Origin of the sequence: Nonomuraea sp. NPDC050663, assembly GCF_044456985.1 — a bacterium.
Lineage (GTDB): Bacteria > Actinomycetota > Actinomycetes > Streptosporangiales > Streptosporangiaceae > Nonomuraea.
The window spans coordinates 1-15,892 of sequence record NZ_JBITGL010000040.1 but is presented as its reverse complement, the minus strand read 5'-3'; the positions used below and the strand labels follow the sequence as shown (position 1 = coordinate 15,892).

Below are 15,892 nucleotides of genomic sequence, written 5' to 3'. Positions count from 1 at the left end.
GGCATCTCCTTCAGCGGCCTGGCCCGCTCGGTGTGGATGACCGCCACCGGACAGCAGATCCAGGGCGCCTCGACCATCACCCAGCAGATGGCGCGCGGGTACTACGAGGGCATCGGCACGGAGGTGTCGCCCAGCCGCAAGATCAAGGAGATCTTCGTCGCGGTCAAGCTCAACAAGAGCAAGCCCAAGGAGTGGATCCTCTGGCAGTATCTGAACACGATCTACTTCGGACGAGGCGCAAGCGGGGTCGAGGCGGCGGCGAAGGCGTACTTCGGCAAGCCCGCCAAGGAACTGACCGTTCCCGAGTCGGCCTACTTGGCGGGGCGCATCCAGAACCCCTCGCGCTTCGACGAGGCGGAGGCCAAGGGCAACATGGCGCTCACCAAGGAGCGCTTCAACTACGTGATCGGCGGTCTGCAGACCATCGAGGCGGCCGAGTACGGCCAGTACAAGGACGCCAAGTTCGAGGACCTGAAGTTCAAGGACTTCAAGCCGAAGGAGGCCTACACCGGACTCAAGGGCTACATGCTCAACATCGTCGAGCGTGAGCTGGAGTCCAAGTACGGCATCAGCGAGGAAGCGTTGCGGTCGCGCGGCCTGAAGGTCGTCACCACCTTCGACCAGAAGCTCATGCTCGAGGCCAAGCGGGTCGTCGACGAGCGCACCCGCACCTTCGGGCCTGCCGTGCACGCCACGGTGGCCTCGGTGAACCCGAAGAACGGCCGCGTGGTCGCCTTCTTCAGCGGCGACGACTACACGAAGAACTACACCAACCGGGCCTTCGACACGGTCAAGCAGGCCGCGTCCGCCTTCAAGCCGTACGTCCTGGCCGCCTGGCTGGAGCAGGGCTGGTCCCTCGACAGCTACATCGAGGGCATGAAGACCATCAAGGCTGAGGGCACGACTCCGATCAGCAACGCCGGAGGCCAGGACTTCGGCTCCATCAACCTGTCCAAGGCCACGGCGAGCTCGGTCAACACGGTATTCGTGCAGATGGGACAGAAGGTCGGGCTGGAGAAGATCGCGGAGATCGCCAAGGCCGCCGGGGTCGGCGAGCGGGCCACGGTCACCCAAGGCCAGAACGGCGTCGACCGGGCCATCGAGCACCACAAGTACGCGACGACCATCGGCAGCGCCTCGGTCACCGCGGTGGAGCAGGCGGCGGGCTACTCCATCTTCGCCAACGGCGGCAAGTACACCCCCTGGCACACGGTCATCTCGATCACCACCTTCGATAAGACGAAGGTCGGCGAGGAGAGCAAGGCCTCCAGGACGGTCCTCACCGAGGGTGTGGCCGCCGACGCGACCTACGCGCTGCAGCAGGTGGTCAAGGCCGGCACCGGTGGCGCCGCCAACATCGGCCGCCCGGTGGCGGGCAAGACCGGTACGAACAACGAGTCCAAGGACGCCTGGTTTGTCGGCTTCACTCCGCAGCTCTCGACCGCTGTCGGCATGTACAAGGAAATGCCGTTCACTACGAACTGCAAGAAGGAACTGAAGTACGACAAGTACGGCAACCCGCTCATCCACAAGAAGAACCCCGAGTACCAGGTCTGCTGGAGGGAAGTGTCGCTGCCCGGCTCCATCGGCGGTGGCGGCCTGCCCACGCAGATCTGGCACGACTTCATGGCCGCCGCCATGGACGGCAGGAAGGTCGAGGACTTCCCCGTCAAGGCCGGCACCGGCGTGCCGAACAACCTGGCGCCCAAGCCCGAGCCCAAGCCCGAGAAGACCGAGGACCCCTTCGGCGACGACGGCAGCATGGACAACTGCGTGCTCGGCATCTGCACCGAGGACGACGGCGTGCCTGAGTACGGCGACGGTGGCGACGGCGGCGAATTCGATGAGGGTGGCGGCGACGCAACGAACGAAGATCCGTCCACAATGGGTGGCCAGACCGTGCCATCGCCACCCGCCGGAGCCGCGAGTGTGCCCGAATCGACCCGTGAGGACGAATGACAAACGCGGGTCAGACGACCTACACGAACTTCTGCTACACCGACATCTTCCCGCTGTAGTTCGCGCGGCAGCTCGCCACCCAGAACCCCTACTTCGCCGACGTGCCGCCCGACCAGCACGTGGAGTACCCGGTGGTGCTGGGCGAGGTCATGCAGTTCTTCGCGCTGATCGCGCGCAGGCTGGCGCCCGGTAACGAGTACGAGCAGGGCGTCTGGTTCTACGACCTGACCGTCATCCTGCTGGGCCTGTGCCTGGTGATCGGCGCCTCGCAGCGCTCGTCGCCCTCGGCTCGTAGACCGGTCTTGAACAGGCATTTGATACGTCAGTCATGCCGAAAACGCAAAGCATCAATGACAACATGTGACCCTAGGTTTACCGTCACCGTCTGACTCTCCAGCGGACCTTCGCCGCCGCCTAGGACGCCGGGGAGCCGTCTGCTGCGCCCTCCAGCAGGACCGTGCTCTCGTCGCCCTACTGGAGGCGCGGAACATCACGGCTTCCCTCTTCGAGGCGGTCTCCGGAGCCGCCCTCGTCTGTGTTTACACCGGACTTGTGGCCCGGTGTGACGGTGTGATGGTGTGATGGTGCGCTGCATGTGCCTGACCCAGACGGGAACCGGGATCGGCCCTTGCACACCTTCGCCCTTGACGTACACCGCGCCGCTGAACGGCTAGCCAACCACTACCAGTCTTGCTCGACGTCCCTCTCGGACGCTTGCTGGTCGAGGGGATCATCATGGCTCGGGCTCAGGAGTTCCTGGCCGAAATCCGGGCTGACAACAAGACTCTGTCGGGCACCTCCATCCCTACTGGACGGCACGCCCACCCCCGCGGGTGAGCCGCCTCTGGCAGAAGCCCGGCAGAAGCGCGGCCCCCACAGCCGTACCGTTTCGCCGCTCCGGGAGGTGCGCGGGGGGCGACCGTACGGCACCGGGTGAGTGGGGCCGCGCCGCACGTCGGGCTCGCGTCACAAGCATCGCATTCCCGATTCGGGATAACTCTGTGCACAATGCCATGACTGTGGATGGGATAGTGCAAAACGCTGCTGGCCGCCGGGAGGTCTGGGCCATACCGTCGCACGTGCCCGCTGATCGTTTCCCTGAAGGGATGCAGGATGACGCACCCCCCAGCCCCTCGCACCAGCGCGTTACCCCCGGACACCGGCCTGGCCCGTGACGACTACGCCCTGGAGCGTGTCCCGGCCTCGGCCCGCTACGGCTGGCCCACCGTGGCGATCCAGCGCTTCGGCCTGCTGTCGGCGCTCTCGCAGTTCCTGCTCGGCGCCACCCTCGGCATGGGCATGACCTTCTGGCAGGCGGTCCTGGCCGTCACCCTCGGCGCCGTGATCCTCGAGATCGTCGCCATCGCGATCGGCATCGCCGGCATGCGCGAGGGCCTGTCCACCAGCTTGCTGGCCCGCTGGACCGGCTTCGGCACCTACGGCTCCGGCCTGGTCGGCTTGGTGCTCGCGGTGTGCCTGCTCGGCTGGTTCGGCGTGCAGAGCGCCGTGCTCGGCTCCGGGGTCGCGGCGCTGCTGGGCGGGCCCGCCTGGCTGTGGGCGATCATCGGCGGCCTGGCCATCACCGCCATCGTGGTGCCCGGCTTCGCCGGCATGGCCTGGACCGCGTGGATCACCGTCCCGGCCTTCCTCCTGCTCGCGGGCTGGGCGATCGTCGTCGAGCTCGGCAAGCACCCGCTGGGCGAGCTGGTCGCCTCGGCCCCCGCCGGCCCGGTGCTGAGCCTTGCCCAGGGCGCGACCCTGGTGGCGGGCGGGTTCATCGTGGGCGCGGTCATCTCGCCCGACATGTGCCGCTTCAACAAGAACGCCGCCGATGTGGTCAAGCAGACCGTCGTCGGCATCTCGCTCGGGGAGTACGTGCTCGCCCTGGTCGGAGTGTTGCTGGCGCACGCGCTGCGCACCGGCGACGTGGTGACCATCGTCACCACCACCTCCGGCGTGATCGGCACCGTCATCCTGATCGCGGCGACCCTCAAGACGAACGACTGGAACCTGTATGCCGCCGGGCTCGGCGTGACCAACGCCCTGCACACCGCGTTCGGCATGCGGGCCGGTCGCGCCGCCGTCACGGTGGTGCTCGGCGTCATCGGCACCGCGCTGGCCGCGCTGGGCATCGCCGACCACCTGATCGATTTCCTCATCCTGCTCGGCGTGGCCGTCCCGCCGATCGCCGGCATCATGGTGGCCGAGTACTTCGTGGTCCGTACCTGGCGCGCCGACCTGGACGCCTCCCGCGAGCGCGGCGAACTTCCCGCGCGCACGCCTGGGCTGGTGCCCGCCGCGATCGTGGTCTGGGTGGCGGCCGCGCTGATCGGCCACTTCGTCACCTGGGGCATCCCCGCGCTCAACGCGCTCCTGGCCGCGTTCGTGCTGTACGCCGTGGCGGGCAAGGCCGGGCTCACCGGCCGCGCCGACGCCTCCCGTCCCGTTCCCTGACCCCCTTGTGCGCTGCCCCTCCTCGTCGACCGCTCGGCGGTCCGCCCACGTCCGGTGCGTGGGCGGACCGCCTGAGCTGTCTCCGCAGACGTGGCAGCACACCCTGACTTCCCACACCGCGACTTCCCCACCCCGGGACGCCCACGCACCCGGCGTCCCACATCCGAAGGAGCACACAACCGTGCGAATAGGGATCGACGTGGGCGGCACCCACACCGACGCCGTCCTGCTCGACCAGGCCCTGAACGTCGCCGCCGAGATCAAGACCGCGACCACCCTCGACGTCACCACCGGGATCGTCAACGCTCTCACCGGGCTGCTGGAGACCAGCGGCCTGCAGCGAGCACGGGTGACCGCCGTCATGATCGGCACGACTCACTTCACCAACGCGCTGGTCACCCGCCGGCGGCTGGCCCGCACCGGCGTGGTCCGGCTGGCATTACCGGCCACCGCCGCGACGCCGCCGATCCTCGACTGGCCACCCGACCTCGTCTCGGCCATCCGGCCGAGCGTGCACCTGTGTCACGGCGGCCACGAGTTCGACGGCCGCCCCATCAACCCGCTGCGGCCCGACGAGCTCAAACGGGTGGCCGCCGACCTGGCCGCCCACGACATCTCCACCGTCGCGATCAGCTCGGTCTTCTCGCCCGTCACCGCCGAAGCGGAGCTGGAGGCCGCCGACATCCTGCTGGCCGAGCTGCCGTACCTGCGGGTCAGCCTGTCGCACCAGATCGGCCGCATCCGCATGCTGGAACGGGAGAACGCCACCATCATCAACGCCTGCCTGCTGGACCTGGCCGACGAGATCGTCGACGCCTTCACCCGCGCGTTGGGCGCGGTCGGCGTGCACGCACCGCTGTTCCTGTCGCAGAACGACGGCACGCTCATGGACGCCGAATACACCCGCCGCTACCCGGTCCGCACCTTCGCCTCCGGCCCCACCAACAGCATGCGCGGGGCGGCGTTCCTGGCCGGGCTGAGCGACGCGGCCGTCGTCGACATCGGCGGCACCACCACCGACGTCGGCGTCCTGGCCGGCGGCTACCCCCGCCAAGCCGGCACCGACGTCGACATCGAGGGAGTACGCACCAACTTCCGCATGCCCGACGTCGTCTCCGTCGGCCTGGGCGGCGGCAGCCGCGTGCAGACCAACCCGCTGCGCATCGGCCCCGACTCGGTCGGCTACCGGCTCACCGACGAGGCCCTGGTATTCGGAGGCTCCACCCTGACCGCCACCGACCTCGCCGTGGCCGCCGGCCTGGCCGACATCGGCGACTCCTCCCTGGTCCGCCACCTTCGCCGCGACCTGGTCCGGCGCGGCACCACACTCATGGCCGAACGCGTCGCCCACCTCATCGACCGGATGCGCCTGTCCGCCGAACCGCTACCGGTCGTCGTGGTCGGCGGCGGCAGCATCCTGATGCCCTCCACCCTGCCCGACGTCCCCGAGGTGCGCATCCCCAAGCACCACGGCGTCGCCAACGCCATCGGCGCCGCCATCGGCCAGATCGGCGGCGAGGTCGACCGGCTGTTCGTCACCAGCCCGCAGATGACCCGCGACGACGTAATGGACCTGGCCCGCGCCGAGGCGACCGACCTGGCGATCTCCGCCGGTGCCGTCCCCGCCACCGTCCAGATCGTCCACGTGGACGAGATCCACGTGAACTACCTGCCCGGCAACGCCGTACGCGTCATCGCCCGCGCCGTCGGAGACCTGGACCTGGCCCGCGCCCAGGCCGGAGAGGAGCCCGGCCAGTGGGCTACGAACTGACCCCGCCCGTTCCCGCCCTCGGCGCCGCTCAGGGCTCTACCCGCCGCACGCGCGGCAGGAAGGAGCTCTACTCATGGGCTACGACCTGACCACCCGGATGCTGCACGACCTCGCCGAGGGAGCCGCGGTGCTCGGCACCGGCGGCGGCGGAGACCCCTACATCGGCAGGTTGCTGGTCGAGCAGGAGATGGCCGCGGGCCGCCGCGTGCACATCATCGGAGCCGACGAACTGCCCGACGACGCGCTCGTGCTCCCCTCCTCCATGATGGGCGCTCCCACGGTGTTCGTGGAGAAGCTGCCCTCGGGCGGCGGCAACATCGCGGCCTTCCGCGCCCTGGAGAAGCACCTCGGCCGTACGGCTTACGCAGTGATGCCGACCGAGTGCGGCGGGCTCAACAGCATGATCCCGCTCATGCTCGGCGCCCAGCTCGGGCTGCCCGTGGTCGACGCCGACGGCATGGGCCGCGCCTTCCCCGAACTGCAGATGCAGACCTTCGGCGTGCTGGGGGTGCCCGGCTCGCCGATGGCCATCGCCTCCGACCACGGCGACGTGTGCATCATCGACGCCGGCCGCGACAACAAACGCATGGAACACCTGGCCCGCGTCCTGACCATCGAGATGGGCGGCGCCTCCTACATCAGCGACTACCCGATGGACACCGGCCAGGTGCGCGCCACCTCCGTGCACGGCACCCTCACCCTGTGCCGTCGCATCGGCGAGACGCTGCGCCGGGCCCGGACCGAACACGCCGACCCGTTCGACGCCCTGACCAGCATGCTCGCCTCCACCCTCTACAAGCTCGGAGCGGTGCTGTTCCAGGGCAAGGTGGTCGACGTCGAACGCCGCACCGTCGACGGATTCGCCCGCGGCCGCGCCCGCCTGGAAGCCACCGGAGGCTCCCCCGGAAACCAGCTGGAGCTCACCTTCCAGAACGAGCACCTGGTGGCCCGCCTCGACGGCCGGGTCATCGCGATCGTCCCCGACCTCATCTGCACCCTGAGCACGGAGACCGGCGCGCCGGTCCCCACCGAGTCGCTCGCGTACGGCCAGCGACTGACCGTCTACGGCATCTCCACCCCGCCGATCATGCGCACCCCCGACGCGCTGGCCACCTTCGGCCCCGCCGGATTCGGCCTCACCGAGACCTACACCCCGCTGGAGGACCTGCTGTCACGCATCTGACCACCACCACCCCGGGGCCGACCAGCCCCGATCACCCAACGGTCGGCCCCGGGCCCTCGCCCCAGACAGAAAGCCCCACCATGCTCATCACTCGCGACCACGTCGACGCCCTCGCCGCCGGCGCCACCCTGCTGGGATCGGGCGGCGGGGGAGACACCACCGTCGTCACCAGCATGCTGCGGCACGTGCTCACCCACCGCGGGCCCGTGCCGCTCATCACCGCCGACCAGCTACCCGAGGACGCTCTCATCGTGCCGGTGGCCGCCACCGGCAGCATCACCGTCATGCTGGAACGGCTGCCGTCCGGCCACGAGTTCGTCCAAGCCGTCAACGCGGTCGGTACACACCTGCAGCGCCGCCCGGAGGCCGTGATCGGGTTCGAGGCCGGCGGCGCGAATCTGCTGTTCGCCGTCGCCGCGGCTGCCTGGACCGGGCTACCGCTGGTCGACGGGGACGGCATGGGCCGCGCCTTCCCCGGCATCGACCAGGTCACCTTCAACGCCGGGATCAAAGTGGGCGTGCCCACCGTCTCGGCCACCCCCGCCGCGCTGGCCGACCCATCGGGCAACCACGTCCTGCTCGCCGGATCGGCCAGCAACGCCGACGCCGAACGGCTGCTGCGCTCCGCGCTGACCTCGCTCGGCGGATGGGCCGCCACCGCCATCTACCCCATGACCAGCCAGCAGGTCCGCGACCACGCCATCTTGGGGAGCATCAGCAGCGCGCTTGACCTGGGAAGCGCCTTCTTGCACGCGCGCCGCGCCGAGCCCGGCAACTCGCACGCGATGCGCGCCCGAGCCGCCGCCATCGCCGACCACGGAGCCGACCGCGTCTTCCTCGGCACCGTCGAATCGATCTCCCGCCACGCCAGACCCCGCACCGGGGCCACCGTGGTCATCCACCATCAGCGAGACCTGCACCGCAGTCTGCGCATCGAGGTCGCCGACGAATACCTGCTGGCCATCGACGACGGCGAGATCGTCATCCAGGTCCCAGACATCATCGCCGTGCTCGACTCTCGCACCTGGCACCCCATCGCCGCCGACCAGCTGGCCACCGGTCACCACGTCGAGGTGCTGCGCTTGCCGGCGCCGGCGGCGTGGACCGCCCCGCATGCCCTGCCCCTGGTCGCGCCCAGAGCCTTCGGCCTGCGCGTCCTGGACTCCACCACCGACCAGGCCGGCCGCTTTGCCAGCGGGCCCGCGATGCTCGGAGGCCTTTCGTGATCACCGCTCGGGATCTGCTCAACCACCCCGCGCTCGCCGGGCACGTCGTGGTCGGCGGCGAGTCCGGCCTCGACGCCACCTTGCGCACCGCCGCCCTCGTGCACGACAACACCGACCTGACCAACCTGCCCGGCGGCGCCGCCGCGGTCATCGACGTCTCCACCCGCTCGGGGCTGGCCAGCCAGCACCTCATCGAGGTGTTCGTGCGCCGCCTGCACAGCCGCGGCGGCAGGCTGCTCATCGTCGTCGGGCACCGCCAGGTGGTCGCCCCCTCCATCGTCCGGCTGGCCAACCAGCTCGCCTTGCCGGTGGTGATGCTGCCCGAGCAGCCGCACGCCTCCTCCGCGCCTGCCCTGGCCGCCACCGTTCTTGCCCTGATCCATGAACCGGCCGTCGCCCTGTCCCGAGCGGTGATCACCGCGTCGGCCAAACTGGCCGTCGGCACCTCGATCGGCCGCGCCCTGGCCGTCGTCTCCGACGCTCTGAACGGCAGAGCCGCGCTGGTCGCCCGAGACAGCGGCATCGTCGAAGGAGAGCTGCGCCTGGTGCCGGTCAAGGACGTGATGCTGCAGCCGGCGATCGCCACCGACCGGGGTGAGGGCTACGTGTGGGCCGCGCTGCCGCTGTTCGTTGGACGGCGCACCTTCTGGCTGGCCGCTGAAGCGGTCAACGGCGGGCCGGTCTGGCATGAGACGGCGCGTGCCGTCCTGCCCCTGGCAGCCCAGGCGCTCACCGTTCAGCTCCTGACCCGGCGCCTGGAGGCAGAGCACGACCAGCAAGTGCTCAACGCCCTCTTCCATGAGCTGCTCTACCTCAAAGAGGGCAGCCGGATCCCGGCCCACGTCGCCGAGCAGGCCAGCGACGCCGGGATCCCCCTGGACGGCTGGCATCTGGGCGTGCATTTCACCTGGCCCACCCGGCGCGAGCCCACGCAGATGGACAGCTGGATCAGGCAGATGGACAGCTGGATCAGTGCGGAGATCTCCACCCACCTGCAGAGCGTGCTGCACCGCCAGAAGATCGACCGTCCGCTGTTCACCCGCGGCGACGGCTGGTCGTACTGGGCGACCTACAGCGCCCAGCCCACCGACCGTGAAGAGATCGAGCTGCTGCAGCGCGTCAAGGCGACGGTGAAGGAGTTCAACACCGATTACCCCACCCACAGCCTGGTGGCCGGCGTCGGCAACCCCGGCGTCGGGCCGCACTCCATCGCCGTCAGCTTGGGACAGGCCCGGCAGGCCGCCATGGCAGCCGCCATGCGAAGCGCGGGCACCGTGGAGACGATGGACGCGATCGGGCCGCAGCGGCTGCTGTCGACCTGGCACACCGATCCGGCCTTCCGCGATCACGCCCGCTACCTGCTGGAGCCGATCCTGCACCATCCCGAGGCGGAGCTGCTGCTGACCACGCTGGTGTCCTACCTCGATCACGGCAGCAGCTACACGCGCGCCGGCGTAGCACTCGGAGCGCACCGCAACACCGTCAAAGCCCGGGTCACGACCGCGGAGTCCCTGCTCGGGGGATCGCTCGACCACAGCGACCGGCTGACTCTCCATCTGGCCTGCCGCGTGCTGGCCGCCAGCGGCGAGCTGTGACCCGCGCTCGCCGGAGCCGCCGCGGCGCGCGCCGCTGATGCGCCTGCCGCGCCTGCCGCGGCGTGCCTAGCCTGCTCGGTCGTCGAGTGGGGTGGGCTGGCTGGCCCAGACCCGGACCGTCTCCCGCAACGGCAGATGCGCCGGCCCCTTGAGGTGGCCCGGCACGATCGTCTCCTCGTGCGTGCAGCCCCCACTGGCATGGGCATGCGGGTTGAGGCAGCTGTTACGCCGATAGGGGGCCACCGGCCACCGGCAGCTCCACTGCGGCGCTCTCCGGCCTTGTGAGGCCTTCGCGTCCTGACGGGCGGCTGAGGCGGGCGGCTGATGCCGCCGATGAACATCGACGATCTTCACGGTGGACGGGCCTGCGATGCCCGTCCGGGCGTCCCGGCGTCGCCCGGCCCGGTCCCGTGCGATCTCTCGCGTCTCGATCAACGGATCGTCACCCCCGCTCTGCGCGATCAGCTGCCATGCGGTGTAGACCACGCGACTCCACCCGCTGGTGGTCGAGGTCTGCAACGCCCCCGGGCGGAAGCGGTCGCCGATCGGCAGCATGATCTCGTCGTCCCAGTACACCGGATGACTGGCCGCTGACGCTGCCGCCGCCTGCCCGGCGGTGAGCGGCCGCCCGCGCGGACCGGCCGCGCTCAGCACCGTGGCCGCAGGCAGGGCGCTGAAGACGCTGCCGGTGGGCGCCCAGAAGGTCATCCACACCGCGGCGAAGTCGTCGGCCACCTCGCTGATGTCCCCGTCTTGGTAGCGAAGCCACCGAAGCCGCCCCTCCGGCGCGGCGACGGCCTCGCGCGCCCTCCACAGCGACCAGGACACCGCCACGATCGGCGTCGAGACCTCCAACGGGTCACCGTCAGCGCCGTCAGCGCCGTCAGCGCCGCCGGGCAGCTGCTGGCGCAGGTCGATCGTGTAACTGCCGATCGGGGCGGTGAAAACCATCCATCCCACCGGCGCGGGCAGACGCCGCTCACTAACCGGCTCGCGCGGAGCGGTGGAGGCGGCGGCCAGCGCCAGAGCCGTCATATCGGCGCTGACGTAGTAGAGAGCCGCGTCGGCCAGCCGCTGCTTCTCCGCGCGGGCGAGAACCCGGCTGGCCAGCACCGCCGACGACAGACCAGAGCCAGGCGCCACCGGGACGATGGAGGCCTTGCCGCTACTCAGGCTCTGCGCCAATTCCCGAATGTGGTCACTGCTGCCGATGTAGTCACGCACCCGCGCACGCCACTGCGGCAGGTCCTGCGCAGGCGGCGCCATCCACGGATCCAGCGCCTCCAGAGCAATTTTTCTGGTCATTCGCGCCATTTTTTCTGACGCGCACCGACCCGATCAATGACCGATCCGTGTGCGTAATGCACAGCTCTTGTGCACTTTGTCAAGATCGCGAGTTATGCGGACGCGTCCTCGCGGCGGGTGCGTCCGACCTGCCGCCCGGGGGCCCAGCGGCACGAAGCCACACTTGCCACTACCAGGCATCCGACCTGATCTGCCGCCGACGGCACACCCGAAATCCTGGGCCCACCTCGGGCGAATCTCGCCACCCAATTACCGGCATGCGCACATAATGCACTTTTCGACACGACTCTATTCAGCATGTCGGCATGTAGTGGAAATGCATTCGCAGATTGGTGCAGGGCAAAACGCTGCCTGTGTGACGTGAGCGTCCATTGACGTTTATGGGACGCAATAGCGAACGTGGGACATCTCGCCGCCATGTGTCGCCTCGAACCCGCACGTCAGGAGCCTATGGTCATGCCTGCAGATCTTGCGTTGCCGCCGCTTGCGACGACATTGCCGCCCGTTGTCATCAGCCGGGCCGGTGACCGGTGATGCGTTCGTCGGCACCCGCCCACGTCGTCATCATCGGTGGCGGGATCAGCGGATTGACGGCCGCCTGGCAGCTGGCCCGCCGGGCTCGGAGCGCCGGCCACAGGCTCGCCATCACGGTGCTGGAGGCCTCCGAGCGGCTCGGAGGCCAGCTCGACAGCGTTGCCCTCATGGCGGCCGGTCCCGTCATCGACGTCGGCGCCGAGTCGCTGCTGATCAGGCCGGGGGAGGACGCCGAACAGCTGCTGGCCGACATCGGCCTGGCCGACGAGCTGGCAGCCTCCTCCGCCCTGCGCGCCGCCATCCACACCCACGGGGCGCTGCACCCGTTGCCCACCAGCCACGTCATGGGCATCCCGGCAGGGGACAGAGCCCTGCGCGAACTGATCGCCACCGGGCTGATCAGCACCCACGGCGTGCAGCGAGCCCAGGCCGACCTCACCGCGCCCGCCAGCCCGCTCGTCGGCGACGTGCCCCTCGGGCCATACCTGCGCGAGCGGATCGGCGACGAACTCGTGGACCTGCTGATCTCCCCGCTGCTGGCCGGGGTGTACGGCGGGCACCCCGATCAGCTCTCCCTGGAGGCGACCCTGCCCTTGCTGTACCGCCTGGCCCTGGCCGGCGAGTCCTCGATCATCGCCTCCTCCGGCCATCTGCTCCACCCGGCAGGAGACGAACACGGCCGCGGCGGCACGATCACGCCAGCGGCGACCGAGCTGCCCACACCCGTGATCGCCGAACAGCCCGGCACCAGCCTGCCCAGCGGCGCCCGGATGATGACCTTGAAGGGCGGTCTCGCCACGCTCCCGCACGTGCTGGCCGAGCACCTGCGCACCAGCCACGGCGTCCAGATCCACACCCGCACCCCGGTCCGGCGTCTGGACCGCCACCCCGAGACGCACCACAACGGCGGACGCCAGCGGTGGAACGTCGTCATCGACGGGCGCCCAGGACGCGCGATAGAAGCCGACGCCATCATCGTGGCCACACCCGCCCCGACGGCCAGCAGCCTGGTGGCCGAGCACGCCCCGGCCGCCGCGGCCGCCCTTTCCGACCTGCAGCACGTCGGTATCACCATCGTCAGCCTGGCCTTCCTGCGCTCGGACTGGCCGACCACCCCCGCCGTCAGCGGCTACCTGGTCCCGGCCGTCGAGGGACGCGCCGTCAAGGCCGTCACCTTCAGCTTCGTCAAGTGGCCCCATCTCGCCGCAGCCTCCCCGGAGCTGATGCTGGTGCGCTTGTCCCTCGCGCTGCCCCGTCTGGCCGAGCGAGCAGCAGAGACGCCGCCGAGCACCGACGAGGACCTGATCACCGTCGCCGCCGCCGAGCTGAAGCGCACCATGGGCGTGCGCGGACGCCCGATCGCCGCCCACATCACGCGATGGCATCCCGGCCTGCCGCAGTACGTCGTGGGTCACCGTGACCGCGTCCGCCAGATCCGGCGGGCACTGGCCGGCGTGCCCGACCTCGCCGTCTGCGGCACCGCCTACGACGGTGTCGGCATCAGCGCCTGCATCACCGCGGCCGTCACGGCCGCTGCCCAGACCTGGGGCAGCCTGAACCGGCACGATCACCACAGCACGATCACCCGGCCTGCCGTCGCCCACGCCAGCGGGCAGAGCCCGGCCAGCGAGCCGGTCACGGCCGCGGCGGTGGGCCCGGCGGAGGCGTCATGAGCACGCACTTTCCCGCCCTGGTCGAGGCGGAGGTACTCAGGCGCCTCAACAGCGAGCACGCCGAGGACAGCCTGCTCATCGTGCAAGAGCTCGGACAGCGGCCCGATGGCCGAAGCGCCGCCGCAGTCGGATTGGACGGCGACGGCATCGACTTCCTCGTCACCGGCACCGGCCTGCGCCACGGGGACGGCGAATCGGTCCGCATCGCCTGGCGCGTGCCCATCACCCAGCGCGCGCAGATCCGCCCGAGCTACACCGACCTGTACGTGGCCGCTCGTCAACGTCGGCAGGCCCGCACAGAACAGGGCGCAGCATGAACAGGCCAAACGCTGCTCAGCGCGCCGGCATCCGGCCATCGGCGAGCCACAGCCATGATCGCAGCCTCCTCGAAGTTCTCCACCCCTCGCTCACGCGCGAGCTGGAGTCCTGTCCCGCCCGCCCACGCCCCTGCCCGGCGGGTGGCACGGGTGCCTCACCGCTCGGGGATGCGGCCGCGGTGAGGCACCCCTCATCCAGGCGGCCATCCTGAGCCACCCCTGGCCCGTCGCTCCTCTCACGATCACAGGACCTCGAAATGTCGTCGACCCTGCAGCAGAGCTACCTGCCCGACCGCGCGTTACCCAGCCGACCATTCGTCGGCGCCGTCCAAGCGGGGCAGGCCCCGCGCACCACGACCACGCCCCTGGCTGTGGTGGCCTTCAGCCAGGGGCGTACGCCGTTCGCCTTCCTGGAACACCTCGCCCTGACCGGCGACGCCCTGACCGGCCTGCGCCACGACCTGACCGCGTTCTTCGGGGAGGTGCTCGTGCTGGCCACCTGTAACCGGCTGGAGATCTACACTGCCGACCGCAGCGTCAGCCCAGGCAGCACCGCAGACACCAGCGCCGCAGACACCAGCGCCGCAGACACCAGCGCCGCAGACACCAGCGCTGCAGGCAGCGCTGCAGGCAGCAGCGCTGCAGGCAGCAGCGCCAGCGGGGACACGGGCTTTGGTGGCGACGGCGTTGTCCTGGAGTTGCTGGCCCGGCGATGCGGACTGCCGGTGCGCCAGCTGGCCGAGCACGCCACCGTCTGGTCGGGTGAGGATGCGGTCCGGCACCTGATCACGGTGGCGTGCGGGCTGGACTCGCTGCTGATCGGCGACCAGCAGATCGTGGGCCAGCTTCGCCAGGCCTACCAGGCCGCCCAGCACCTGCAGTCGGCAGGCCCGGTCCTGCACCAGGTCGTTCAGGCCGCGCTGCAGGCCGGACGGGCCGCCAAGCGCGAGCACGGCATCGACGAGGTCGCCGGATCGCTGGTCGGAGCGGCCCTGGAGGTGGCCGGACCGGTGCGCGGTCAGCAAGCCCTGGTGATCGGCTCCGGATCGATGGCCCGGCTCGCGGTGGCCGCCCTGCGCCGCGCCGACGTCGGCGAGATCATCGTGGCCGGCCGCGACGTGGACAACGCCCGCCGCCTGGCCGACCAGGTCGGCGCCAGCGCCGCACCGCTCGGCATGCTCCCGATCCACCTGGGCCGCGTCGATGTGGTCGTGAGCGCCACCAGCGCCCGCCACCACATCGTCACCCCGCCGATGGTCCCGGCCCGGGTGACACCACTGACCGTGATCGATCTGGCGTTGCCGGGGGATGTGGATCCCGCCCTGGGCGGCCGCCGCAACGTCCGGTTACTGACGCTCGACACGCTGCGTACCAGCCTGGCCGGACAGGCCTCCACCACGACCGTCCAGGCCGTCCAGCAGCTGGTCGACGCCACTGTTCAGGGCCTGGCCGCGCCCAGCTCGCTCGCCACGACGCTCGCCCTGCGACAGCACCTCGCCGACCTGGAAGCGGGAGAGGCCGCGTGGCTTACCCGCAAGATCAGCGACCCGGACGCCCGACAACTGGCCACCCAGGCCCTCCACCGCCTCACCGCCAAGATCGCCCACGACCTGACCGGATCCCGGGGCCGTTCATGATTGCCTCCCTTCGCACAAGCGGCGCCGACCCCCAGACCAGGGACCGCACGCCCATCGACCCGATGCCCAAGTCGACCAGCGCGTTCCTGGCCGCCTGCCGCCGCCAGCCCGTCGACCACACCCCGGTGTGGTTCATGCGCCAAGCGGGCCGTTCGCTGCCTGAGTACCTCAAGGTGCGCGAGGGCGTGCCCATGCTGCAGGCCTGCGCCACACCCGAGCTGGTCGTGGAGATCACGAT

Annotated in this window: 12 protein-coding genes; 11 read left to right on the top strand and 1 reads right to left on the bottom strand. The window is 70.2% G+C overall.

The features are described 5' to 3' along the window. From ACIBH1_RS48805 to ACIBH1_RS48775, 7 genes are all read left to right on the top strand, one after another. Positions 1-1,959 (top strand): transglycosylase domain-containing protein (locus ACIBH1_RS48805; protein WP_397320994.1); only part of this gene is annotated, 1,959 nt, incomplete at its 5' end. Positions 1,960-2,060: 101 nt separating this feature from the next. Further along, positions 2,061-2,348, top strand: coding sequence for a hypothetical protein (locus ACIBH1_RS48800; RefSeq protein ID WP_397320993.1), 288 nt, complete (start codon positions 2,061-2,063; stop codon positions 2,346-2,348). Positions 2,349-3,072: 724 nt separating this feature from the next. Continuing rightward, positions 3,073-4,413 (top strand): purine-cytosine permease family protein, encoded by a 1,341-nt coding sequence (locus ACIBH1_RS48795; RefSeq protein WP_397320992.1) that lies wholly within the window; start codon positions 3,073-3,075, stop codon positions 4,411-4,413. 181 nt (positions 4,414-4,594) lie between these two features. Beyond that, positions 4,595-6,184, top strand: coding sequence for a hydantoinase/oxoprolinase N-terminal domain-containing protein (locus ACIBH1_RS48790; RefSeq protein WP_397320991.1), 1,590 nt, complete (start codon positions 4,595-4,597; stop codon positions 6,182-6,184). A 73-nt stretch (positions 6,185-6,257) separates the two neighbouring features. Beyond that, positions 6,258-7,367: a DUF917 domain-containing protein gene (locus ACIBH1_RS48785; protein WP_397320990.1), complete on the top strand. Its 1,110-nt coding sequence runs from the start codon at positions 6,258-6,260 to the stop codon at positions 7,365-7,367. Between the two features lie 80 nt (positions 7,368-7,447). Beyond that, positions 7,448-8,593 carry a DUF917 domain-containing protein gene (locus ACIBH1_RS48780; protein ID WP_397320989.1) on the top strand — a complete coding sequence of 382 codons (1,146 nt, stop codon included), beginning with the start codon at positions 7,448-7,450 and terminating at the stop codon, positions 8,591-8,593. After that, on the top strand, positions 8,590-10,188 hold the full coding sequence (locus ACIBH1_RS48775) for a helix-turn-helix domain-containing protein (protein WP_397320988.1): 1,599 nt from the start codon (positions 8,590-8,592) through the stop codon (positions 10,186-10,188). The genes ACIBH1_RS48780 and ACIBH1_RS48775 overlap by 4 nt, the downstream gene beginning before the upstream one ends. A gap of 66 nt (positions 10,189-10,254) precedes the next feature. Here the strand turns inward: ACIBH1_RS48775 and ACIBH1_RS48770 are convergent, their stop codons facing one another. Beyond that, on the bottom strand, positions 10,255-11,493 hold the full coding sequence (locus ACIBH1_RS48770) for a hypothetical protein (protein ID WP_397320987.1): 1,239 nt from the start codon (positions 11,491-11,493) through the stop codon (positions 10,255-10,257). A gap of 533 nt (positions 11,494-12,026) precedes the next feature. On the opposite strand from ACIBH1_RS48770, the gene hemG reads away from it, so the two are divergent. From hemG to ACIBH1_RS48750, 4 genes are all read left to right on the top strand, one after another. After that, positions 12,027-13,700, top strand: a complete 1,674-nt coding sequence (gene hemG, locus ACIBH1_RS48765; RefSeq protein ID WP_397320986.1) for a protoporphyrinogen oxidase — start codon at positions 12,027-12,029, stop codon at positions 13,698-13,700. Next, entirely contained in the window at positions 13,697-14,017 is a 321-nt protein-coding gene (locus ACIBH1_RS48760) for a DUF2470 domain-containing protein (RefSeq protein ID WP_397320985.1), read from the top strand. Before hemG ends, ACIBH1_RS48760 begins: the two co-directional genes overlap by 4 nt. Positions 14,018-14,274: 257 nt before the next feature. After that, positions 14,275-15,654 carry a glutamyl-tRNA reductase gene (locus ACIBH1_RS48755; protein WP_397320984.1) on the top strand — a complete coding sequence of 460 codons (1,380 nt, stop codon included), beginning with the start codon at positions 14,275-14,277 and terminating at the stop codon, positions 15,652-15,654. A gap of 62 nt (positions 15,655-15,716) precedes the next feature. Then, on the top strand, positions 15,717-15,892 hold a 176-nt coding region (locus ACIBH1_RS48750; protein ID WP_397320995.1), incomplete at its 3' end, for a uroporphyrinogen decarboxylase family protein.